This window comes from Streptomyces profundus (genome assembly GCF_020740535.1).
Classification (GTDB): Bacteria; Actinomycetota; Actinomycetes; order Streptomycetales; family Streptomycetaceae; genus Streptomyces; species Streptomyces profundus.
Window position 1 is genome coordinate 2,425,428 of the sequence record NZ_CP082362.1, and the last position, 22,794, is coordinate 2,448,221.

At 72.4% G+C, this 22,794-nt stretch carries 22 protein-coding genes; 15 read left to right on the forward strand and 7 right to left on the reverse strand.

Annotation, left to right across the window (positions count from 1 at the left end):
* Positions 1 to 142: 142 nt before the first annotated feature.
* From K4G22_RS10475 to K4G22_RS10485, 3 genes are all read left to right on the forward strand, one after another.
* A complete protein-coding gene (locus K4G22_RS10475; protein WP_228079616.1) occupies positions 143 to 448 on the forward strand; it encodes an ArsR/SmtB family transcription factor in 306 nt (101 codons plus the stop codon).
* A gap of 134 nt (positions 449 to 582) precedes the next feature.
* Positions 583 to 1,098, forward strand: a complete 516-nt coding sequence (locus K4G22_RS10480) for an SRPBCC domain-containing protein (RefSeq protein WP_228079617.1) — start codon at positions 583 to 585, stop codon at positions 1,096 to 1,098.
* A 119-nt stretch (positions 1,099 to 1,217) separates the two neighbouring features.
* Entirely contained in the window at positions 1,218 to 1,952 is a 735-nt protein-coding gene (locus tag K4G22_RS10485; protein ID WP_228079618.1) for a tyrosine-protein phosphatase, read from the forward strand.
* On the opposite strand, the gene K4G22_RS10490 is transcribed toward K4G22_RS10485, so the two are convergent.
* Entirely contained in the window at positions 1,945 to 2,148 is a 204-nt protein-coding gene (locus K4G22_RS10490; RefSeq protein WP_228079619.1) for a hypothetical protein, read from the reverse strand. The genes K4G22_RS10485 and K4G22_RS10490 overlap by 8 nt on opposite strands.
* Here K4G22_RS10490 and K4G22_RS10495 point away from each other — a divergent pair.
* The gene (locus tag K4G22_RS10495; RefSeq protein WP_228079620.1) at positions 2,129 to 2,476 is read left to right on the forward strand and encodes a VOC family protein; all 348 of its coding nucleotides are present in this window, start codon (positions 2,129 to 2,131) and stop codon (positions 2,474 to 2,476) included. The genes K4G22_RS10490 and K4G22_RS10495 overlap by 20 nt on opposite strands.
* A 683-nt stretch (positions 2,477 to 3,159) precedes the next feature.
* Here the strand turns inward: K4G22_RS10495 and K4G22_RS10500 are convergent.
* On the reverse strand, positions 3,160 to 3,507 hold the full coding sequence (locus K4G22_RS10500) for a hypothetical protein (RefSeq protein ID WP_228079621.1): 348 nt from the start codon (positions 3,505 to 3,507) through the stop codon (positions 3,160 to 3,162).
* Between the two features lie 274 nt (positions 3,508 to 3,781).
* On the opposite strand from K4G22_RS10500, the gene K4G22_RS10505 reads away from it, so the two are divergent.
* From K4G22_RS10505 to K4G22_RS10525, 5 genes are all read left to right on the forward strand, one after another.
* Positions 3,782 to 6,031 (forward strand): glycoside hydrolase family 9 protein, encoded by a 2,250-nt coding sequence (locus K4G22_RS10505; RefSeq protein ID WP_425336791.1) that lies wholly within the window; start codon positions 3,782 to 3,784, stop codon positions 6,029 to 6,031.
* A 312-nt stretch (positions 6,032 to 6,343) separates the two neighbouring features.
* Positions 6,344 to 7,054: a DsbA family protein gene (locus K4G22_RS10510; protein ID WP_228079622.1), complete on the forward strand. Its 711-nt coding sequence runs from the start codon at positions 6,344 to 6,346 to the stop codon at positions 7,052 to 7,054.
* A 164-nt stretch (positions 7,055 to 7,218) separates the two neighbouring features.
* Positions 7,219 to 8,301 (forward strand): C40 family peptidase, encoded by a 1,083-nt coding sequence (locus K4G22_RS10515; RefSeq protein WP_228079623.1) that lies wholly within the window; start codon positions 7,219 to 7,221, stop codon positions 8,299 to 8,301.
* A 253-nt stretch (positions 8,302 to 8,554) separates the two neighbouring features.
* Complete coding sequence (locus K4G22_RS10520) at positions 8,555 to 9,817, forward strand: hypothetical protein (protein WP_228084043.1); 1,263 nt, start codon at positions 8,555 to 8,557, stop codon at positions 9,815 to 9,817.
* A gap of 119 nt (positions 9,818 to 9,936) precedes the next feature.
* Positions 9,937 to 10,398: a DoxX family membrane protein gene (locus K4G22_RS10525; protein ID WP_228079624.1), complete on the forward strand. Its 462-nt coding sequence runs from the start codon at positions 9,937 to 9,939 to the stop codon at positions 10,396 to 10,398.
* A 19-nt stretch (positions 10,399 to 10,417) separates the two neighbouring features.
* On the opposite strand, the gene K4G22_RS10530 is transcribed toward K4G22_RS10525, so the two are convergent.
* Together K4G22_RS10530 and K4G22_RS10535 are read right to left on the reverse strand one after the other, a co-directional pair.
* Complete coding sequence (locus tag K4G22_RS10530) at positions 10,418 to 10,687, reverse strand: hypothetical protein (RefSeq protein ID WP_228079625.1); 270 nt, start codon at positions 10,685 to 10,687, stop codon at positions 10,418 to 10,420.
* Entirely contained in the window at positions 10,684 to 12,171 is a 1,488-nt protein-coding gene (locus tag K4G22_RS10535) for a PspC domain-containing protein (RefSeq protein ID WP_228079626.1), read from the reverse strand. The genes K4G22_RS10530 and K4G22_RS10535 overlap by 4 nt, the downstream gene beginning before the upstream one ends.
* 124 nt (positions 12,172 to 12,295) lie before the next feature.
* Here K4G22_RS10535 and K4G22_RS10540 point away from each other — a divergent pair, with 124 nt between their 5' ends.
* The 5 genes from K4G22_RS10540 to K4G22_RS10560 are packed head-to-tail and all read left to right on the forward strand — an operon-like array spanning position 12,296 to position 16,428.
* Positions 12,296 to 13,564, forward strand: coding sequence for an ATP-binding protein (locus K4G22_RS10540; RefSeq protein WP_228079627.1), 1,269 nt, complete (start codon positions 12,296 to 12,298; stop codon positions 13,562 to 13,564).
* Positions 13,561 to 14,286 (forward strand): LuxR C-terminal-related transcriptional regulator, encoded by a 726-nt coding sequence (locus tag K4G22_RS10545; RefSeq protein ID WP_228079628.1) that lies wholly within the window; start codon positions 13,561 to 13,563, stop codon positions 14,284 to 14,286. The genes K4G22_RS10540 and K4G22_RS10545 overlap by 4 nt, the downstream gene beginning before the upstream one ends.
* 28 nt (positions 14,287 to 14,314) lie before the next feature.
* A complete protein-coding gene (locus K4G22_RS10550; protein ID WP_228079629.1) occupies positions 14,315 to 14,677 on the forward strand; it encodes a potassium channel family protein in 363 nt (120 codons plus the stop codon).
* A gap of 60 nt (positions 14,678 to 14,737) precedes the next feature.
* Positions 14,738 to 15,406, forward strand: coding sequence for a hypothetical protein (locus K4G22_RS10555; protein WP_228079630.1), 669 nt, complete (start codon positions 14,738 to 14,740; stop codon positions 15,404 to 15,406).
* Positions 15,394 to 16,428 (forward strand): hypothetical protein, encoded by a 1,035-nt coding sequence (locus tag K4G22_RS10560; RefSeq protein WP_228079631.1) that lies wholly within the window; start codon positions 15,394 to 15,396, stop codon positions 16,426 to 16,428. Before K4G22_RS10555 ends, K4G22_RS10560 begins: the two co-directional genes overlap by 13 nt.
* Positions 16,429 to 16,444: 16 nt before the next feature.
* On the opposite strand, the gene guaA is transcribed toward K4G22_RS10560, so the two are convergent.
* The gene (guaA, locus tag K4G22_RS10565) at positions 16,445 to 18,022 is read right to left on the reverse strand and encodes a glutamine-hydrolyzing GMP synthase (protein ID WP_228079632.1); all 1,578 of its coding nucleotides are present in this window, start codon (positions 18,020 to 18,022) and stop codon (positions 16,445 to 16,447) included.
* 324 nt (positions 18,023 to 18,346) lie between these two features.
* Between guaA and K4G22_RS10570 the strand changes: the two genes are divergently transcribed.
* Positions 18,347 to 18,664 (forward strand): chorismate mutase, encoded by a 318-nt coding sequence (locus tag K4G22_RS10570; RefSeq protein WP_228079633.1) that lies wholly within the window; start codon positions 18,347 to 18,349, stop codon positions 18,662 to 18,664.
* Positions 18,665 to 19,272: 608 nt separating this feature from the next.
* Here K4G22_RS10570 and K4G22_RS10575 read toward each other — a convergent pair.
* Together K4G22_RS10575 and K4G22_RS10580 are read right to left on the reverse strand one after the other, a co-directional pair.
* The gene (locus K4G22_RS10575) at positions 19,273 to 21,144 is read right to left on the reverse strand and encodes an FAD-dependent oxidoreductase (RefSeq protein WP_228079634.1); all 1,872 of its coding nucleotides are present in this window, start codon (positions 21,142 to 21,144) and stop codon (positions 19,273 to 19,275) included.
* Complete coding sequence (locus K4G22_RS10580; protein WP_228079635.1) at positions 21,141 to 22,715, reverse strand: succinic semialdehyde dehydrogenase; 1,575 nt, start codon at positions 22,713 to 22,715, stop codon at positions 21,141 to 21,143. The genes K4G22_RS10575 and K4G22_RS10580 overlap by 4 nt, the downstream gene beginning before the upstream one ends.
* Positions 22,716 to 22,794 lie beyond the last annotated feature (79 nt).

A 22,794-nucleotide genomic window follows, 5' to 3' on the forward strand; every position in this document is an offset into this window, starting at 1 on the left:
CCCCAACTCCCCGCGGGGCGCCGGGGCCTGGATCGCCGGGGCCCGGATCGCCCAGGCCCGGGGCACCAGGGGCTGGGGCAGCAGGGACAGGGACGGCAGGGGCGAGCTGGCCGAAACGTAAGGAAACGCTTACACTCTTGCCATGTCAGCGCTTGACACCCTCGCCGATCCGACCAGGCGTCGGATCGTGGAGCTGCTCGCCACCGGCGAGTTGAACGCCGGCGCGATCGCGGCCCGGTTCGACAGCAGCCGTCCGGCGATCTCGCAGCATCTCGGCATCCTGGTCGAGGGGGGCGTGCTCACGGTGCGTCGCGCCGGAACCCAGCGGATCTACCGGCTCAACCCGGCTCCCCTGGTCGAGGCGGGCGACTGGCTCTCCGCTCAGGCGAACCGCTGGGCGCAGGCCCTCGACGCCCTGGAGTCCGCGCTCGACCAAGAAGAGATCTGACCAGCGGAGGGGTCGAGCGGCCGAGCGGCGGAGCGGCCGAGCGGCCGAGCGGCCGAGCGGCCGAGCGGTCGAGCGGCCGAGCGGTCGACCAAGGGATCAAGGCATCAAGGGATCAAGGGGATTGGGGCGGCATCATGGGTGAACGACCGCCGGCGGGAGCCGGAACACTGGGCGTCGGCGCGAACGGCGCCTTCCACATCCGCTTCGACCGGCTGCTCCGACACCACCCCAGCAGAGTCTGGGAAGCGCTGACCACACCGGCCAAGTTGGCCGTCTGGCTGCCGGGCTGTTCGATAGACCCGCGGGTCGGCGGGGAGGCGCGCTTCGACTTCGGCGACGAGGGGGCGGCGACCGGCACCGTACTCACGCTGCGTCCTCCCACCGCCGACGGGGGCGCCGGCGAGTTGACACACAGCTGGCGCTGGGAGGGACTGCCGACCTCCGTCGTCACCTGGTGGGTGGAGCCGGCCGCCGAGGGTACCCGACTGCTCCTCGATCACCGGGAGTTGATCCGCGAACCGGCGACGGACTTCGCGATCGGCTGGCATCTGATCCTCGACGCGCTGACCGGCTGCTGCGACGGGGCGCCGCCGGACGACGCGTGGGGCGGGGCGGAGTCACTCGCCGCGCACTACGCCGGCCTCATCTGACCGGGCCCCGTTCAGCCCACCGGTTCGCCAACCCGCCGGTTCGCGGGTCCGCCCGTTCGCCGGTCTGCCCGTTCGCCGGTCCGCCGGTCCGCCGGTCTGCTCTGAGAGGATCGGTAATCGTGGACAGACATATACCATTCGCACGACTGCACAACTTCCGCGATATGGGCGGCTACTCGACGAAAAGCGGGGAAAAGATCCGCAGCCGGCTGCTTTTTCGGTCGGATTCTCTCAGCAAACTCCAGGGCGCGGATCTGGACCGCTTTCTGGGGCTCGGCATCGGAACGGTGATCGACCTGAGGTACCCATGGGAGATCTCCGCCAAGGGCCGGGTGCCCGAACACCCTTCGTTCGTCTACCACAACCTCAGCGTCGAGCACCGCCCCTATGACCAGGCGAGCCTCGGCCCCGAGATCGAAACGGGACCGTACCTCGCGGAGAGGTACGGGGAGGTCGCCAAGGACGGAGTGGCCGAACTGCGCGCGGCCATCGAGCTGATCGCCACCAGCGAAGGGCCCGTGGCGTTCCACTGCGCGTCCGGGAAGGACCGCACGGGCCTGCTGGCCGCGCTGATCCTCGACCTGCTGGCGGTGCCAGAGCGGACCATCGTCGAGGACTTCGCCCTCACCCGGCTGGCCACCCCGCACCTGCTCGCCGACTGGCTCGCCGACCACCCGGGACAGCGCCCGAGCTGGCCCGGCTACGGAACCGCTCCGACCGAGGTGATGACGCTGTTCCTGGCGGGACTAAGAGAACGACACGGTTCCGTACACCAATACCTGTCGCACCACGTGGGCGTTGACGCTGACCTCACCGCTCAGCTGCGCCGGAAGCTGCTCGAACCCGTCACGTGACGGGCCGCGAGAGCCGCCGAGCACCCGGGCGTGGCGACGGCTCCTCGCCGAGCAGCACCGCACTCCGAAGCGCGCGCCGGCCGGCGTCGCCCGTGCGCGCCCACGCCGGGGCCAGGGAGAACGGCCATGCCCGGGACATGTCCCGCTCGTACACCACCACACACTGGGAGTTGTCGATGACCATTCGTCGTGCCATGCCGATCCTCCACTCGGAAGCGACCCCGGAGAACCGGGAGTTCTATCGCACGCTGGGCTTCGAGGAGGCGATGGACCACGGCTGGATCACGACGTTCGCCTCGCCGTCCGCCCCGGCGGTCCAGGTCAGCTTCCTGACCAGCGACAAGACCGCACCGGTTCCGCCGGACCTGAGCGTGGAGGTGGATGACGTGGACGCGGTCCACGCGGCGGTCCTGGCCAGCGGTGCGGAGATCGTGCATCCCCTGCGGGACGAGGAGTGGGGCGTGCGACGGTTCTTCGTCCGCGACCCCGACGGCCGGGTGATCAACGTGCTGAGCCACCGCTGACGCCGGTGCGCCGCCCTTCGCGACGACGTCGGCCGACCGGGACCACTGACGAAAGCGTTGGTCGCGCGGGCTCGTTGAGGGCGGCCACCGGCGGTCCGGCCGCCACCCCACCGGCCACTGGCGCGCGCTGACTCCGGGTGCCCGGGCCGGAACGCCGGAGCCGGATCTCGGAGCCGGACGCCGGACCCGGACGCCGGACCCGGGACGCCGGACCCGGGACGCCAGATACGAAACCGTTTCGTACCCAGTCCCCTCGCCGCTCCCCCACCCGGCCGCGTCCCAGCACTCAGCCGCGTCCCATCCCGCCCCCGCCCCACCCCGAACGAAACCGTTTCGTTTCGATCGGAGACCCCCTGCCTCCGGGCAGCACCCACACACGAAAAAGGCCGGCGCCCCGGGCTCCTCGCCCCGGCACCGGCTCGTTCGACTACACCTCGGCATGAAACGACGACCCAAAACGAAACCGTTTCGTACCGTCCACGCCACTCACGCCAACTCGCACCGTTCGCCACACCCGCGCCACCCGCACCGATCGCCGCACGGGTACCACCGGCCCCACCCACCCCACCCGCACCGCGCATGCCGCACCCCCCGACGGCTCGCGGCGCACGGCGCACGGTTCGCGACTCACCGCTCACCACTCACCACTCACCGCACGCGGTTCGCCGCCCCGGCGGGGGCGGTCACCAGATGGTGGCGATAAAGATGTTGGCCGCGGTCAGCACCCCGATGGCGCCGAAGATCGCCGGCGACACCTTCTCGCCGCGCTTCACATAGACCAGCGCCAGGATGACCACCAGGATGCCCAACTTGACAGCGATCTTGGTGTTGTTGACCTCCTGATCGTCGGCCTGGTTCAGGCCGACCAGGGCGATCCCGGTGATCAGCATATTGGCCGCGCCGTGCAACATCCCAGAGGTAACAGCGACCTCACCTGTCTTTATGGACCTCACCTGCTCCAGGAAACCCCCCAGCAACGCGGCGATACCGATGATGTGCAGCGCGAGAACAATATGAATCAGTACATTCATGAAAGCGGAGTTTACCGGTGGTTACTTTTGTCAACTCTCGGGGGCCTACGAGGGGTTGACGGGTCCCCGTCACCCACTCGACGATACTTGGGAGCGCTCCCACGCCCCACCCAACCACCCCACCCAACCAACCACCCAACCCCCCACCCACACCCCCACCCAACGACCCACCACACCCCACCCACCCCCCACCCCTCCGTCGAAGGATCGAGCCGTGACCCAACGTCCTTCCCATCCCCCGCGCGGGCAGGTCCGCGCGCGCAGAGGCAGGCGCCTGCTCGGCGTCGCCCTGGGCGCCGGCCTGATAGCCGGGGCCGTCACTCTGCCCAGCGCCGGCGCCGCCGACGGTCCCGAGCTGATCGTCAACGGCGACTTCGCCGACGGCACCACCGCCCCCTGGTGGTGGACCGGCAACACCGAGGGCCAGGTGGTCGACGGCCAGCTCTGCGCCGACATGCCCGGGGGCACCGTCAACCCCTGGGACGCCATCATCGGCCAGGACGACCTGCCGTTGACCGCCGGCGAGACCTATGAGCTGACCTACACCGCCACCTCGACCGTGCCGATCACCAGCCGCACCGCCGTGCAACAGGCCGAGGAGCCGTACGCCACCGAGCTGTCCGTGGTCGACACGATCACGGACGAGCCCGAGCCCATCACGCACGTCTTCAACGTCGGTACCGACAACGACGCCGCGCAGTTGGTGTTCCAGGTGGGTGGCAGGGCCGAGCCGTTCACCCTCTGCCTGGACGACATCTCGCTGACCGGTGGCGCGGAACCGCCGGTCTACGAGCCGGACACGGGCTCCCCGGTGCGGGTCAACCAGGTCGGCTATCTGCCGGACGCGCCCAAGCGGGGCACGTATGTGACCGAGTCCACCACCGCGCTCACCTATACGGTGCACGACGCCGCCGGCGCCGAGGTGGCGACCGGGACGACCACCCCGCTCGGCGTGGACCCGTCGTCCGACCAGAACGTGCACCGTTTCGACTTCGACGAGGTCACCGAGCCGGGCGACGGCTACACGGTCACCATCGAGGAGGAGACCAGCGAGCCGTTCGCGATCGGTGACGACCTCTACTCCACGCTGCGGACCGACGCGCTGGCGTACTACTACCACAACCGCAGCGGCATCGAGATCGAGGCCGAGTACGTGGGCGAGGAGTACGCGCGGGAGGCCGGGCACCTCAATGTCGCGCCCAACCAGGGCGACGACGGCGTGACCTGCTGGCAGAACGAGTGCGACTACACCCTGGACGCGGCCGGCGGCTGGTACGACGCGGGTGACCACGGCAAGTACGTGGTCAACGGCGGCATCTCGGTGGCGCAGCTGCTGTCGTCCTACGAGCGGACGTTGACCACCGAGGGCGCCGACGGCGCGCCGCTGGGCGACGGGGAGCTGGCCATTCCCGAGCAGGGCAACGGGGTGCCGGACATCCTGGACGAGGCGCGTTGGCAGCTGGAGTTCCTGCTGTCCATGCGGGTTCCGGAGGGCGAGGAGCTCGCCGGTCTGGCGCACCACAAGCTGCACGACGCGCGGTGGACCGCGCTGCCGACGCTGCCGCACCGGGACGACCAGCCGCGTGAGCTGCACCCGCCGTCCACCGCCGCGACGTTGAACGTGGCCGCGGCGGCGGCGCAGGGCGCCCGGCTGTTCGCCGAGTACGACGCGGACTTCGCCGACGAGCTGCTGGCGGCGGCCGAGTCCTCCTACGCGGCGGCGCTGGCCCACCCGGACCTGCTGGCGGACCCGAACGACGGGGTCGGCGGCGGTGCCTACAGCGACGCGAACGTGGTCGACGAGTTCTACTGGGCCGCGGCGGAGCTGTTCGTCACGACCGGCGAGGACGCCTACCTGGACGCGGTGTTGGGCTCGGAGCTGCACGGCGACACCGAGGCGGTGTTCCCGAGCGGCGGGTTCTCCTGGGCGGACACGGCGGCGCTCGGCGGCCTCTCGCTGGCCACGGTGCCCAACGAGCTGTCGGCGGACGAGCTGTCGGCGATCCGTGCCTCGGTGGCCGAGGCGGCCGACGCGCTGGTGGCGATCACGGACGCCGAGGCGTACGGGGTGCCGTTGACGGTCGACAACTACGTCTGGGGTTCCAACTCCCAGGTGTTGAACAACATGGTGGTGTTGGCCACGGCGCACGACCTCACCGGTGACGACACGTACCGGGACGCGGTGCTCAGCGGCCTGGACTACCTGCTGGGTCACAACCCGCTGAACCTGTCGTACGTGACCGGTTACGGCGAGCGTGACGCCCACAACCAGCACCACAGGTTCTGGGCGAACCAGCTGGACCCGAGCCTGCCGAACCCGGCGCCCGGTTCGGTGGCCGGTGGTCCCAACAGCGAGTTGCAGGACCCGGTGGCCGAGGACAAGCTCCAGGGTTGCGCGCCGGCGATGTGCTACATCGACGACATCGAGTCGTACGCGACCAACGAGATCACCATCAACTGGAACGCCCCGCTGTCCTGGATCGCGTCGTACACCGACGACCTGGGTGCGGGCTCGACCGAGTAGCCGACGGATCGGCCGGTCGCCGCGTGACGGCCGGCTCGCCCGCCCCCGACCGGGATCCCCGGTCGGGGGCGGGCCCGTGTTGTCGGTGGGGAGTCCTAGGCTGGGGGCATGCCCGTCTCGCGTTCCCGTAAGCCGAAGTCAGCCGGCCGTTCGTCCCGGGCCGGCCGTTCGTCCCGTGCCGGCGGTTCGTCCCGCGCCGGCGGTTCGTCCCGGGCCGGTCGGAAGTCCCGTGGCGGGGGTGGGCGTGGGTCCGGTGGCGGTTCGGGGGCGTCGCGGTTCCCGGGGTCCTCGGGGGCTGCTCGTGCGCGCCGGATGCTGCTGGGTCTGGTCGCGGTGGCCGTGGTGCTGTTTCTGATCATGGGTGCTGTCGCCGGGCTGCTCGGCAGCGATGGCGGGGACGACGGGGACGGTCAGCCGGGGGGTGGCGATCCGGCGGCGATCCAGCCGTTGCCCGAGGGGCATCCGGCGCTGGAGCTGGCGCGCAGGGACGCGGACGACCCGCTGGCGCTCGGGGAGGCGGACGCGCCGGTGGTGATGATCGAGTACTCGGACTTCCAGTGCGCGTTCTGTGGGATGCACGCCCGGGGGACGCATGTCGAGTTGATCGACGAGTATGTCGAGCAGGGGTTGTTGCGGATCGAGTTCCGGAACTTCCCGATCAACGGCCCCGAGTCGGACGCGGCGGCGCGGGCGGCCTGGGCGGCGGGGCGGCAGGGGCGGTTCTGGGAGTTCTACGAGGCGGCGTTCGCGGAGGACGCCCATATGGACAGCGGCAAGTTCGGCGAGGAGGGGCTGCGCGCGCTCGCCGAGGAGGCGGGGGTGCCGGATGTGGAGTCGCTGCTGACGGAGATGGAGTCGGAGGAGGCCGGCGAGGCGGTGGGCCGGGACGCGGAGGAGGCGATGGATCTGGGGATCGTCTCGCCGCCGTCGTTCCTGTTGAACGGGCATCCGCTGCCGGGCGCGCGGCCGGTGGAGGAGTTCCGCGACACCATCGACCAGCTGTTGGCGGCGGCCGACGAGTAGCGCGCGGTGCGGTTCGACGGAACGAACACGCTGCGTCTGAATTCAATAGCGAACGGTAGCCATAGCTGACCGTTTCGATCAACCCGCATCACCTTTGGGCGTTTGTCACCAATGCCGGTCAGACGGCGGTGTTCGGGGCCCGGCCGGGTCTAGCGTCCTGCCTCATGGCCGAGCATCGAAAGCGCCGCTGGCGGCGCCCCACCTACCGAAAACCCTGGTCGTCCGGTGGCAGGCCCGCGATCCGGGTCGCCGCCAGTCTGACGCTGGCGGGCGCCGCCACCGCCGGCGCGTTGGAGACCCCGGCCCTGGCCGAGCCCGAGCCGACGCTGGCCGAGGTCGAGGAGCGGGTCGACGCGCTGCACCGCGAGGCCGCCGAGGCGACCGAGGCGTTCAACGCGGCCACGGAGACGGCCGAGGAGGCCGAGGAGGATCTCGCGGAGCTCTCCGATCGGGCGACCCGGCGCACCGAGGAGTTGAACGCCGCCCGCGACTCGCTGGGCACGCAGGCCAGCGCGAGCTATCGCGCTGGCGGGCTGCCGGCCGGGCTCGCCCTGGCCCTCGCGAGCGACCCGGACGAGTATCTGCGCCGCGCCGCCGTGTTGGACCGCGTCGGCGACCGGCAGGCGCGGACGGTGGCGGACATCGGCGCCAAGCTGCTCGCCGTCGAGCAGCTGCGGGACGAGGCGGATCGGCGGGCCGAGACGCTGGACGAGGCGCGTCTTGAGGCCGACCGCCAGCGGGAGACCATCGAGGAACGGCTGGCCGAGGCCGAGGAGTTGCTGGCCACCCGCACCGCCGAGGAGCGCGAGCGGCTGCTGGCCGAGGGCGCCGAGGACGGCGAGCGGGCTCGGGCGGCGCGGGACGAGGTGCGGCCGGCCGCTTCGGCCGAGGCGACCAGCGTCCGGGGCGCGACGGCGGTGGCGTTCGCCATGGCCCAGTTGGGCAAGCCGTACGGCTGGGGTTCGACGGGTCCTGACTCCTTCGACTGCTCGGGGCTCACCCAGTCCGCCTGGTCCTCGGCCGGCGTCTCCCTGCCGCGTACCAGCTACAGCCAGGCGACGGCGGGCGTCCGGGTCTCCCGTGCCCAGCTCGCTCCCGGGGATCTGGTGTTCTACTACGCGGACAACAGCCATGTGGCGATGTACATCGGGGGTGGGCAGATCGTGCACGCCGCCAGGTCGGGAACGCCGGTGCGGCTGGCGGATGTTGACTCGATGCCCTTCAACGGGGCGACCCGGCCCGTCTGATCCCCCGCTGATGAGGCAGAATCCCTAGGATCTGTCCGGACCTGGGGAAGAGGGAAGCAGCGTGGCCGACGACCCGTTCCGCGACGCCGCGCACGGCGCGGACCGGCCCACGGACCGGCCCGCCGGGGCGCCGGGGGACGGGCCGGTGGAGGAGCCCTCCGGCGAGCGGCCGGACGGGCCGCTCGACCCGCCCGGCGCGCCGCCCCCCGACGTCGGCGGTGCCGAGGACGACTCCGATGGCGCCGCGGGCCCGGTGCCCGCGCCGCCGCCCCCGCATGGCCCCGACTGCGCCTGCGGCGGCTGCCCCGCCTCCGCGCGGGCGGCGCTGCGTCGGGCCGAGGAGTCCTTCCGGGCGCTCCGCGACCGGCTGGCCGCCGGCGAGGGCATACCACCCGCGCTGGCGCACTCCCCCGAGGCGTCCCGGCAGTGGATCTCGGACGAGCTGACCGAGGCCGCGGGCGAGGTGGACGAACGGGCGCGCGCCGTCGGCCGGTTCCGGCTGGTCGGGCTCGCCGACCGCGCCGTGCTGCTGCTCTGGGTCGCGGTCGGCGCGCTGCTGCTCGGCCAGGTGCTGACGGCCGTGCTGGGCGACTCCGGCTGGACGTTGGCCCGCACCACCGGGCTGCTGGCCGCCGGCGGGCTCGCCGGAGTGGTGACGCTGGCCGGCCGGGCGCACCGGGAGCGCGGCGGTCCGCTGGCCCCGCTGGTGGGCGAGGACAACCGGCTCTCCACCTCCCGCGCGGTGGCGGCCGGTTGGCTGCTGCTGGCCGGGTACACCGTGCTGGTGCTGGCGTTCAGCCTGGCCGGCACCGGCCGGGGCCAGGACAGGGACGCCCTGTTGGACGGCCTCGATGTGACGCGCGGCGGCGGGCTGTTGGCGGCCGTTGCCGTCAGCTGCGCGGTGACGGTCTGGGTGCGGCACACGGTGGCGACGAGGGTGCGCGGCTTCCGGATGCAGAAGGTGCGGGCGAGGGCGCCGCGCGCCGCCGACCTGTTGACGGACGACGACGGCGTCGGCAGCTTCCCCGACGTCCAGTACGTGGTGGTGAACGCGGCGGCGCTGGTCCTGGTCGGGGTGCGGTTGGCGCGCCAGCCCGACGAGTGGCCCGATCTGCCGTGGGGGTTGGCGCTGTTGGTGACGGTGTCGGCGCTGACCTATCTGGCGGCCAAGTACACCGAGGGCGGCCGTCCGGTGATCCAGTCCGTGGTGCGGGTGCGCGAGCCGGGGACCCTGGTGGCGCCGATCCGGCACGGCGACGAGTTGGAGATCCGCGGCTCCGGCTTCGTCCCGCCGGGCGCGCGGGGCCCCGAGCGGCTGGCCGAGACGGTGGTGCGGATCGGCGGGATGACGGTGCCGGTCCCGCTGGTGCCGACGGCCGACGGGTTCGGCAGCCCCGGGGACACCAGCCTGCTGGTGCGGGTCCCGGCCGAGGTGGACCCGGGCCGGGTCGATATTCAGGTGATTACGGCCGCCGGCACGGAGTCTGGCCGCTACCGCGTCACGGTGGCAGACTGACCGTCCTTGCAGCCGTGACGAAAGGGCGTTGGCCCATGTCGGTGACGGACCGGTTCGGCGGTCGTGGCCCCGTACCCGGTGGCCCCGGAGGGGCCGGTGACGCCTTGGCGCGGTGGGCCATGCTGCCGCTCCGTCTCTTCCTCGGATTCACCTTCCTCTACGCGGGGATCGACAAGTACGTCGACGGTGGCCCGTTCAGTTCGGTGATGAACACGGACACCATGGAGGGGATGATGCTGGCGTCGCGGGACGCCGCGGCCGTGCCCTGGCTGGTCGACCGGGCGTTGGACGCGCCAGGGCTGGTGGGACACGGGGTCGCCGTGGCCGAGATCGTGGTGGGCGTCGCCGTGTTGGTGGGGCTGCGCACCCGGTGGGCGGCGGCGGTGGGCGCGTTGCTGGCGCTGTCGTTCTGGCTGACGATCTCCTGGTCCGCCGACCCGTACTACTTCGGCGCCGATCTGCCGCTGCTGTTCGGCTTCGTCACGCTGGTCCTGGGCGGCGGCGGGCCCTACTCGGCGGACGGGTTGCTGCGCGGCCGGCCGTGGTTCCTGCCCAACCGGAGCCGCAAGCTGTTCGGTTGACCAGGTCGCGCCCGGGCGGCTACGCCATGGTGTCGCCGTCGGTGCTCCCGCCCGCCACGGCCGGCCGTTTCGCGGCGACGGCCTTGCGGATGGTGATGTTGGCGACGGCGACCAGCCCGGCCAGCACCAGCGCGCCCGGCAGCATCGTGAAGCGGAGCACCACCGGGATGTCGAGTTGGTCGACCGCCTGGAGGATGTAGAGGACGGAGATCGGGAGCAGGCACAGGCCCAGCACCAGCCTGGCCGGTTCGAAGCGGTGGCGGCGCATCGTCCGCTGTCCCTGCCTCATGGGGTCGGCTCCTCTTCCGTGGCGTCCGTGGCGTCCGGAGGTTCCGTGGCGTCCGGGGCGTCCGGAGGTTCCGTGGCGTCCGGGGCGTCCGGTGCGTCCGGGGGTTCGGTGGCGTCCGGGGGAGCCGTGGCCGCTGTGGCGTCCGCCCGTTCGACCACGAGATGGCCGATGCCCATCTCAAGACGCAACTCGATCTCGGGGTCGTCGGGTTGGTCGGCCGGCGACAGATACCGCAGGGTGCGTTCCTGGCCGAGGCCGCCCCAGGAGTCCCGGTCGGTGTCGCCAGCGCCACGCACCTGGTAGGTGAAGGCGCCGGCGCCCATCTCCACCTCGACGGTGACATCGGCGTCGTACGGGACCAGCACGGTGACCTGCCCGGCGCCGGCCTCCACCGCGGTGACGAGCGGCTCGCCCGCCGCGATGTCGACGCCCGTCAGGTCCAGCGTGGCCATGCCGCTGCCCAGCGCGTAGTCCTCGCGGACCGCGCCGGCGTGCGCCGGGCGCCACTCGCGGTCCTCCCAGCTGGTGGTGATGTTGTCGGGCAGCAACGAGGCGCCGGCAAGCAGCGCCCCGGTGAGCAGCACCGAGGTGATGGTGCCCACGCCGACCCGGCCGACGAAGGCGCTGAACACCAACCCGAAGGCGAAGACGGCGAGCGCCGCCGACAGCCCGATGACCAGGGCCGCGCCCAGGGGTTGGCTGGTCCAGGAGGCGGCGAGGCCGATGCCGAAGGCGAACACCGCCAGCAGGAAGACCAGCCCGCCGAGCCGCAGCTCCCGTGGTTCGGCCGGCGGCACGGGCGGCCGTCCCGCCCCCGGCGGGACCGGCGGCGCGGGGCCGCCGCGCGGCGCGTAGGAGCCGGGGGGCGCGTCGGCCGGTCCCCAGAGGTAGCCGGTGCCGGCGGGGGCGGCGGAGCCCCGCCACCAGGAGGGGCCCGCGGGCGCGGGCGGCGCCTGCGCCTCGGGGGGCGCCTCCGCCACGGCGTGCGCCGCCGTCGGATGCGCCGGCGCGCCCTCGGCGCCGGCGAGGTCGGCGCCGCGCCGGTAACGGGACCAGTAGGCGGCGCCGGCCAGCGCGGCGAACACCTGGAGGGAGAACCAGGTGCGGAACCCGCCGCTGCCCAGGGACGCCAGCAGCAGACCGCAGCCGGCCACGTTGAACAGCAGCGCGGTGAGCCCGGGGCCCTCCACCCGGCCCGAGAGCAGCCGACGGCCCTCGTTCTCCTCCTCGCCCTCGAACGGGACGAGGAGCCAGGCGATGCCGTAGACCACCAGGCCGAGCCCGCCGATCACCGAGAGCACCACCAGCGGCACCCGGAAGATCACCGGGTCCAGCTGGTAGTAGCGGCCGAACCCGCCGCACACGCCGCCGATCATCTTGTGCTTGCGACTCCGGCGCAGCTGTCGCTCGGCGTGCGCCGCCGGGGTGGCCGCCGCGGGGGACGTCCGCGTGGCGCCCCCCGACGCCCTGTACTCGTCGGTCATGGGTCCCATGGTGGCGTCACAGGGGCGGTGCGCGGTATCCGGGGCGGCCCCCGACGTTCCCTGATCCCCGGCTGGGGGGCACCCCTGATGTACTGGGGCGGCCGGTCGTGTGACGATTCTGGGCATGACGATGGCCACGCCCTACGGCAGCGCCGTGGACGAGCCACCGGTGCGCAAGCTCTACCGCAGCGCGGACGGACGCTGGTTGGGTGGCGTCGCGCAGGGGTTGGCCGGGCACCTCGGTGTCCCGGTCTCCTGGGTGCGGGTGATCCTGCTGGTGCTGTTCTCGTCCAACGGGCTCGGCGTGCTGCTGTATGGCATCTTCTGGTTCGTGGTGCCGCTGGGCGCGCCACAGACGACGCCGGTCGCGCCGGCCCGCCGCGAGTTCCGGCTGCGGCGCCCGGACAAACAGTCGCTGATCGCCGTCCTGGTGGTGGCGGTCGCGATGTTCGCGCTGGTCACCAGCGTGCAGTATCCGATCTCCGGCACCTATCTCTGGCCGATGATGATCATCGGCGTCGGCGCCGCCGTCGTCTGGCGGCAGGTCGACAACTCGCGCCGCGCCGCGTGGGCGGCGGCCACCCGGGGCAGCCGCTGGCTGCCGCTGCTGCGCGCCGCCGCCGGCGCGGTGCTGGTCGGGATGGGTATCGCGACCTTCGTGCTGGGGCAGAACGCGGCGGCCACCGAGAGCCTGGGCGTCGCGCTACAGTCCGCCGTCGCCGTGCTGGTGGGGATCGCGCTGCTCGCCGGCCCCTATCTGGTGCGGATCGTGCAGGACCTCTCCGAGGAGCGCACCATGCGCATCCGCGCCCAGGAGCGCGCCGAGGTCGCCGCGCATGTCCATGACTCGGTGCTGCACACGCTGACGTTGATCCAGCGCAACGCGGAGAACGGCCGGGAGGTGGCGCGGCTGGCGCGGGCGCAGGAGCGGGAGCTGCGCGCCTGGCTGTACAAGTCGGCGGAGAGCGAGCGCGGCGCGACCGTGGAGGAGGACGAGCAGCCGAAGACGTTCGCCGAGGCGGTGCGCGCCACGGCCGCCGAGGTCGAGGACCACCACGGGGTGCAGATCGAGGTGGTCTGCGTGGGTGACTGCCCGTTGGACGAGCCGCTGGGCGCGGCCCTCCAGGCGGCGCGCGAGGCCATGGTGAACGCGGCCAAGTACGGTGGGGAGGGTGGGCCCATCCGGGTGTTCGGCGAGGTGGAGGGCCGCACCGTCTTCGTGTCGGTGCGGGACCGAGGCCCGGGGTTCGATCCGGACACGGTGCCCGCGGACCGCATGGGCGTGCGGGAGTCCATCGTGGGCCGGATGCGGCGCAACGGCGGGAGCGCCCGGGTCCGGTCCACACCAGGCGAGGGCACAGAGGTGGAGCTGACGATGGAGCGATCCGAATGAGTCCGACCGGCGAGACGCAACATCCGGCGAGCGATCCGGCGAAGGGTCCGGCGAGCGGGGCGCGCAGGGCCCGGGTGGTCCTGGTGGACGACCACCGCATGTTCCGTGCCGGGGTGCAGGCCGAGATCGGCCGCACCGACGAGACCGGCATCGAGGTGGTCGGCGAGGCCGGCGACGTGGACCAGGCGGTCAGCGTGATCAAGGCGGCCAGGCCCGACGTGGTGCTGTTGGACGTGCACCTGCCGGGCGGCGGCGGTGTGGAGGTGCTGCGGCGCAGCGCCGAGCTGATGTCGACGGCGCAGGACCCGGTGCGGTTCCTGGCCCTCTCCGTCTCGGACGCGGCGGAGGACGTCATCGGCGTGATCCGGGGCGGCGCGCGCGGCTATGTCACCAAGACCATCACGGGCACCGATCTGGTGGACGCGATCTTCCAGGTGGCGGACGGCGACGCGGTCTTCTCACCGAGGCTGGCCGGGTTCGTGCTGGACGCGTTCGCGTCCTCCGAGGCGCCGCCGGTCGACGAGGACATGGACCGGCTGACGCAGCGCGAACGTGAGGTGCTGCGGCTGATCGCGCGCGGCTACGCGTACAAGGAGGTCGGCAAGGAGCTGTTCATCTCGGTGAAGACGGTGGAGAGCCATGTCTCCGCCGTGCTCCGCAAGCTCCAGCTCTCCAACCGCCACGAGCTCACCCGCTGGGCGACCGCCCGCCGGCTGGTCTGACGCGTCGCTGCCGGACGTTTCGGGTCCGGTGGCGAAGACTGGGTCGGTGTTCGGCTTTCTGGTGCTCGCCGCCGCGCTGACGACGGCGGGGCGTGAGGCGTGGCGGCATCCCTCGTTCCGCGGTGCCACCCTGTCCCTGCTGCTGGTCCTGGCCACCGGCACGGTCTTCTACACCCTGCACGAGGGCTGGTCGGTGCTTGAGGCGCTGTACTTCTCGGTGACCACGGGCCTGACGATCGGCTATGGCGACCTGGCGCCGAGCACCACGCTGTCCCGGGTCTTCACCATGCTGTACGCGCTCAGCGCGATCAGTCTCTTCGCCATGTTCGGCGGTCTGCTGACCAAGATCGGCCTGGCGTACCACCGCCGCCGCCACCCGCCTCCCCCGTAGCGCCCCTTGCTACCGTGTGACAGCCCGTCAACACACGTGTACCCGAAGGGGAGTTGTTCCGTGTCCCTCCGCCGAAAGCTGGCTGCCACGGCCGCCACCGCGCTCCTGCTGTCGACCGCCTGCGGCGGAGCCTCCGACGACTCCGCCGACGACCCGGTCCCCGGCGTGGACGAGGGCGAGGAGACATCGCCCACCCCGGAGGACGAGGCGACGCCGGAGCCGGAGGCGCAGCACGGTTCGGAGATCGAACTCCCCGACGACGTCGAGCTGGTCTTCGACTGGGACACCCCCGAAGACCCCGACGAGGCCGCGGCCCTCCACGGCGCGTCGGAGTACCTGCGCGCCATCGCGGCGGACATCGTCGCCCAGGCCCCGGAGGGGGGTGTGCACCAGGGCTACGCCCGGGACCAGGCCGGCGACTACGCGCGTACCCAGGTGCGGCAGTGGGTTGACGGTGGCTGGACGATGTACGGCACGGATCACTTCTACGACGCCACCGTCGAGAGGGGCGAAGGGGAGTCCGCGAACATGCTGGTCGAGTTCTGCAACGACACCAGCCAGTTGCCGGGCAAGGACGTGGCGAGCGGAGAGGTCCTGCCGGCGGAGGAGCAGCACGATGTCTCCATCTACCTCTACCGCGTCGTGATGGCCGAGGCCCCTGGCGTGGAGGGCTTCTGGCAGGCATCGCACGTGGAGGTCGAGGGGGGCGCGGAGCGGTGCGGCGCCTGAACGGGAGCAGGGTCGGCCGGTGTCTGGCCTCGGCGGCGGCCCTGACCCTGCTCTGCGCGGGCTCGGCCGTGGCCGCACCGGGGGACAAGGAGGAGGGTGGGGCCCGGGAGGGCCAGGAGGTCGTGGCGCGGGCCCGTGCGGAGGCGGTGGTGTTCGAGGAGCGGGGCAACGGCGGCGGTGGGCCGTTGACCAGCACGTCGCGGAACTGGTCGCCGCCGCCCTGCTGGTACGCGCCCACCTGGAGCCCGGAGCAGTTACGCGACCTCGCCGATGCGGCCTGGGACCCGACCGGGCAGACCGGGCACGCGGCGGCGGCCCTCGGCTGGATGTGGAACCACTACGAACAGGGCGAGCCCTACACCGACTTCAACGCCGAGGAGGCGGAGAACGGCATGTGGTGGGGCCCGGTGCAGAACCCGGCGGAGCCGGATCTCCTCGAACGTCTCTCCTGCACGCATATCCCGTTCTGGGTGGAGACCGGCGAGATACCGGAGGTGGAGAACGCGTTGTCGCCCGAGGTGTTGGCCGAGCTGGCCTATCAGCGGATCCGCGTGCCGGACACCGAGATCCGGCTGAACCCGGCGGCGGTGGACGGCCAGATCGTCAATCTGGCCACCTGGATCTGGGCCGACGGCGGCGCCTACGACGAGGTCTCCGTCACGGCCCGGCTGGAGAGTTGGGACATCTGGGCCACCACCACGGCCCGCCCCACCGCCCTGCGGATCGATCCCGGCACCGAGGACGCCCGCAGCCATCCGCCGTCGGGCAGCTGCCCCATCGGGGGTGACGGCTCCGTGGGCGCCCCGTTCGTCCGGGGGACGGACGAGGGCGCCGAGCCGCCGTGTGGGCTCACCTATCTGCGGGCCACCCACGACGGCCGGCCCTACTCCCTCACGGCGAGCGTCACCTGGGCCATCAGCTGGCAGGGCTCGGGCGACACCGGAGCGACGCTGCCGGACGCGACCTTCGCCACCACCCACGAACTCCAGGTCGACGAGATCCAGTCCATCGTCCGTCCCTAGGAGGCGGAGCCGGTGGTCACTCCCACTCGATGGTGCCGGGGGGCTTGCTGGTGATGTCGAGGGTGACGCGGTTGACGTCGGGGACCTCGTTGGTGATGCGGGTGGAGATCCGGGCCAGCAGGTCGTAGGGGAGGCGGGACCAGTCGGCGGTCATGGCGTCCTCGGAGCTGACCGGGCGCAGCACGATCGGGTGTCCGTAGGTGCGGCCGTCGCCCTGGACGCCGACGCTGCGGACGTCGGCGAGGAGGACGACGGGGCACTGCCAGATCTCGCGGTCGACGCCGGCGGCGGTCAGCTCCTCGCGGGCGATGGCGTCGGCCTCGCGCAGCAGGTCGAGGCGGCCCCTGGTGATCTCGCCGACGATGCGGATGCCGAGCCCCGGGCCCGGGAACGGCTGCCGCTGGACGATCTCCTCCGGCAGGCCCAGCTCCTGGCCGACCATCCGGACCTCGTCCTTGAACAACTGCCGCAGCGGCTCGATCAGTTCGAACTCGATGTCGTCGGGGAGGCCGCCCACGTTGTGGTGCGACTTGATGTTGGCGGTGCCCGTGCCGCCGCCGGACTCGACCACGTCGGGGTAGAGGGTGCCCTGCACCAGGAACGCGACGTCCTCGCCCGCCGCGCCGGCCTCGGCGACCAGCTCGGCCTGGGCCTGCTCGAAGACCCGGATGAACTCGCGGCCGATGATCTTCCGCTTCTCCTCCGGGTCCGAGACGCCGGCCAGCGCGTCGAGGAACCGCTCGGCGGCGTCGACCACCCGCAGTTGGACGCCGGTCGCGGCCACGAAGTCCTTCTCGACCTGCTCGGTCTCGCCCTTGCGCATCAGCCCGTGGTCGACGTAGACGCAGGTCAGCTGGGAGCCGATGGCCCGGTTGACGAGGGCGGCGGCCACCGCGGAGTCGACGCCGCCGGAGAGCCCGCAGATGGCGCGCTTGCCGCCGACCCGGGCGCGGATCGCGGCGACCTGCTCGTCGACGATGCTGCCGGTGGTCCAGGACGGGCTGATGCCGGCGCCCCGGTAGAGGAAGTGTTCGAGGACCTGCTGGCCGTGCGTGGAGTGCATCACCTCGGGGTGGTGCTGCACCCCGTAGAGGCGGCGTTCGTCGTTCTCGAAGGCGGCGACCGGGACGGTGCCGGTGGCGGCCGTCACCTGGAAGCCGGCGGGCGCCGCCGAGCAGGCGTCGCCGTGCGACATCCACACCTGCTGCTGGTCGGGGGTGCCCTCGAAGAGCGTGGATCCGGACCTGGTCACCGTGAGGTCGGTGCGCCCGTACTCCCTGGCGCCCGTGTTGTCGACGGTGCCGCCGAGCGCCTGGGCCATCAGCTGGAAGCCGTAGCACATGCCGAAGATCGGCACTCCGGCGTCGAAGAGCGCCGGGTCGATGCCCGGGGCCTCGTCCGCGTAGACGGAGGAGGGGCCGCCGGAGAGGATGATGGCGCGGGGCCGCCTGGCCAGCATCTCGTCCACCGGGGTGGTGGACGGCACGATCTCGCTGTAGACCCGGGCCTCGCGGACGCGGCGGGCGATGAGCTGGGCGTACTGCGCGCCGAAATCGACGACCAGAACGGTGTCCTGGGGTGCCACGTCTGCCACGAGCTGCCTTTCGTGCCTGGTGATACGCGTGCCTGGCGGCGGCGCTGAACGTGCGGGGATGTGTGCCGTCGAGTCTACCGGGGCCCTTCGGGGCGGTTGTCCCGGCGGCGAGCCGCCCCCGGTAGACTCGCGGGCATGCCGCAGCAGCACCGCCTCTTTACCTATGGCACCGGTCCGGCCGGTGGCCATGGGGAGTGTCGCGCGCGGCGCTGAACACGAACTCCCCGACGCCCCGGGTCCGGATCCTCCGGCCCGGGGCGTCGTCGTGTCCGGGGCGGTCGACCGGCTCACCGGGGCCGACGGACGGAACCCGAAGGAGAAGTCATGACGACCAGACTGACGGAGACGGATACCGGGCCCGCCGAGGTGACCGAGGTCACCGAGCCCGCAGGCGACGATCCGGAGACGGTGATCGCCCAGGGGCGGGCGGAGATCGACGCGCTGGACGCGGAGATCGTCCGGCTGGTGCGGGCGCGGGTGGCGGTGTCGGAACGGGTGCAGCGCGTCCGGCTGGCGAACGGTGGCCGGCGGGTCCACCTGGCCAGGGAGAACGAGGTACTCCGCCGCTGGCGGGAGGAGTTGGGCCAGCCGGGCACCGCCCTGGCGATGACGCTGCTGGAGTTGAGCCGGGGCCGCGTCTGAGTCCGCGCCCGGCACGGGCTCGTCCGGTGCCGGCCGAACCCGGGGACGAGGCGTCACCCGTACGGAGCGTGACCGGCCGGATGGGGCTTCGTTGAAAGTGTTGTCCCCGGGGCGATGAGGCGAGGCGGACCTCGCGGTGTGGCGAGGTCCGCGCGCCGTGGGACCTCGCTCCGGTGCGGTGACCGGGCAGCAGGGGACAGCAGGCCGGTCACGCCCCACGGCCGGTTCTCGGGACGCCGAGGACCGGCCGCCCCCTCAGCTTCACGAATGTTGGCGGTCCATGGCGCCCCCCTCCATGGGTCCGGCCAACGGCAGCGGCGCCTACCCCCCGGGTGCCGCTCGCAGCACCGGCGCCGCCCTGTCGCCGTGCTGTTCCGAGGGCCCCGGCCGACCGCCGGGGCCCTCGGCCCTCCTCTTCGCCTCGTGTCCATTCTGTGACCGATAAGCGAACAACCTTTTACGTATCCTGCCGGTCTAAGAGCACGCACGAAGCATGTGAAAGCCGTGCCACCATGACCGGAGAGGCTCGTTCCCATTCCCCCGAGGAGCGGGCCTCTTCGCCACCGCCGCGCCACCGCCGCAGCGCTGGCGCGCCCCGCCCCGGCGGTTCAACTCCCGCTCTCCTCCGTGCCGTCCGTCGCGTCCGGCTCGACGTCCGTGGTCCGTGGCGGCAGCGGCGGGACGGGAAGCACCACCGGCAGGCGCCACGCGCCGAACGCGGACTCGGGGACGGCGGGGCGCGTCGGCGGGATCGGGGCCAGCGCCCGGTACGGGGCGCCGGGGGCCGGACGCGGGTCGGGCCGCCCCTTGTTGGGCCAGAGTGCGAACGCCCGCTCCGCCTGGGCCGTGATGGTCAACGCCGGATTGACGCCGAGGTTGGCGGAGACCGCCGAGCCGTCGACCACCGAGATCCCGGGATGGCCGTGGAGGCGGTGGTAGGGGTCGACCACGCCGCGATCGGAGCTCTCCCCGATCGGGCAGCCGCCCAGAAAGTGCGCGGTCAGCGGGGTGCCGATCAGATCGCCGACATTGGTGCCGGCGAACCCCCCGATCTCGTCGGCGAGATGGTGGGCCGCCGCCACGCCGACCGGGATGAAGTCCGGGTTCGGGGCGCCATGGCCCTGCCGTGCGGTGAGCAGCCCGCGGCCGGGCCGGCGGGTCCTGCGGTAGGTGGTCAGCGAGTTGTCATGGGTCTGCATCACCAGCGCGATGAGGGTCCGCTCGGACCAGCGGCGGTTGGAGAGCGAGCGCAGGAACACCCAGGGGTGGCGGGCCGAACTGAGCGCGTAGGACAGCACCCTGGGCAGCCGGCCACCGCGTGGGAACTGCCGGATCGAGAGGAACCCCATCGCGTTGGAACCCCTGCCGTAGCGCACCGGCTCGATATGGGTGTGCGGGTCGGGGTGGATGGAGGAGGTGATGGCCACGCCCCTGGTGAAGTCCAGGGTGGCCTCCTCGCCCTGCCGCGCCCGGTAGCGGCGCGCCACGGTGGCGGCGCCCACCAGCGCCTCGGAGTTGGTGCGGGTCAGGGTGCCGAGCCGGTCGGAGAGACGGGGCAGCGTCCCGGTGTCGCGCATCCGGTGCAGCAGCGTCTGGGTGCCGTAGGTGCCGGCGGCCAGCACCACCTGTCCCACCCGCAGCGTGGTCCGGCGGGCCCGCCGGCGCCGCGCCGAGGCGTCGGTGGGGACGGTGGTCACCAGATGGCCCCGTCCCTCGGGGAGTTCGGCGATCCGGACGACGGTGGTCAGCGGGCGGATCTCGGCGCCGGCGCGCCGCGCGAGGTGAAGGTAGTTCTCGTTGAGGGTGTTCTTGGCGCCGTGCCGGCAGCCGGTCATGCACTCGCCGCACTCGTGGCAGGCGGTCCTGCGCGGCCCGGCGCCGCCGAAGTAGGGGTCGGCCACCTCCTCGCCAGGGCGCGCGCTGGTCCTCCCGTCGGCGTCCTCGGCGTCGCCGAAGAAGACCCCGACGGGCGCCGCGTGGAAGGTGTCCGCCACGCCCATCTGTTCGGCGGCGGCCCTCAGATGGCGGTCGGCGGCGGTGACGGTGGGGTTGACGCGGACGCCGAGCATCCGTTTGGCCTGCGCGTAGTAGGGCGTCAACTCCCGCCGCCAGTCCGTTATCCGGCCCCACTGGCGGTCCTGGAAGAACGCGTCGGGCGGCACATAGAGCGTGTTGGCGTAGTTCAGCGAACCGCCGCCGACCCCGGCTCCTGCCAGGATCATGACATTACCCAGCAGATGGATCCGCTGGATGCCGAGGAGGCCGAGGCGGGGAGCCCACAGATAGTCCCGCAACTGCCAGGAACTGCGCGGGAGCTGGTCCCGGTCGAACTGGCGGCCGGCCTCCAGCACCACCACCCGGTAGCCCTTCTCGCTCAGCCGCAGCGCCGCGACCGCACCGCCGAACCCGGAGCCGACGACGGCCACGTCGTAGTCGTGGTCCTGCCCCTGCTCCTGCCCCTGCTCCTCGGGCGGGGTCATCGGATCCTCAGCGTCTTCATCGCCCGGAGGGAGACGTTCAGCAACCGTGCGTAGCGGCGGTCGTCCAACGGGCCCGAGGGGCCGAGCGGCAGCAGCCGCTGCTGGGCCACCGTCTGCGCCTCGGTGTACTTCAGCAGCCCCTCGGCACCGTGTCTGCGCCCGAGCCCCGAATCGCGCATGCCGCCCATCGGGGCGCCCACGCTGCCATAGGCGGCGGCATAGCCCTCGTTGATGTTGACCGTGCCGCAGCTCAGGCGCGCGGCGAGCCGGCGGGCCCGGCGACCGTCGCGGGACCAGACGCTGGCGTTGAGGCCGTATCTGGTGTCGTTGGCCAGCGCCACCGCCTCCTCCTCGGTACCGAACCGGAAGACGCTGACCACCGGGCCGAACGTCTCCTCGTGGTAGACGCGCATCGGCGGGCGCACCCCTTCGAGCACGGTGGGCTCGTGGAAGTAGGGGCCGAGGTCCGGGCGCGGCCGGCCGCCGGTGACCACGGTGGCGCCGAGCGCCCTGGCGTCCTCGACGTGCTGGGTGACGGTGGCCAGTTGGGCGGCCGAGCTGAGCGAGCCGAGGTCGATGCCGTAGTCGAGCTCCGAGCCCATCCGCAGCGCCTCGACCCGCGCCACCAGGCGGCTGACGAACGCGTCGGCGACGGACTCGTGCACCAGCAGCCGTTCGACGGACACGCAGAGTTGACCGGTCGAGGAGAAGCAGGCGCGCATCGCGCCCTCGGCGGCCCGCTCCAGGTTGGCGTCGCGCAGCACCAGCATGGCGTTCTTGCCGCCCAACTCCAGGCTGCTGCCGATGAGCCGGGCGGCGGCGCGCTGCGCCACCTCGCGGCCCGTGCGGGTGGAGCCGGTGAACGTCACGTAGTCCGCGTGCTCCACAAGCAGCGGGCCGACCACCGGGCCTTGGCCCAGGACCACCGTCCACACGTCCGCCGGCAGCCCGGCCTCGATCAGCAGGCGGCGCGCCCAGAGCGCGGTGAGCGCGGTCTCGGTGTCCGGCTTCATCACCACGGCGTTGCCGGCGAGCAGCGCGGGCAGCACATCGCCCGCGGTCAGCTCAAGGGGGTAGTTCCAGGGCGCGATATGCCCCACCACCCCGTGGGGGCGGCGGTGCTGCCTGACCTGGGTGAGGACCGGCACGGCGCCCAGATGCCGACGGGGACGCAGCCAGCCGGGCGCGGCGCGGCCGTAGTGGCGGGCCGCCATGGCGACGGCCTGCACCTCCTCGTGCGCGGAGAACCGGTTCTTCCCCGTCTCCAGCTGAACGATGTCGAGGATCTCCGACTGACGGCGCAGCAGCAGATCGTGGAAGCGCAGACCGATCCGGGCCCGCCGCTCCACCGGAAGGGCGGCCCAGGCGGGTTGGGCGGCGCGGGCGCGGGCGAAGGCTTCGGCGACCTCGTCGGGGGTGGCCTGGGGCAGCTCGGCGAGGCGTTCACCCGTGAACGGGCTGTGGCAGGCGGTCCGTTCGCTTCCCGTCACGCCTCGGGTGAGGGATGCGACCAGTTCCTTGGTGACCGTGCGGGCGGCCACCGATCCCCTGGCTGACTCTGCGGTCGTCATAGGCGGAGAGTACGGCGTGCCGCGCGCCGCGCCTACCCATGGGTAGCGTTTTTCCGCCAGTGAACGCTGGCAGTGTGCC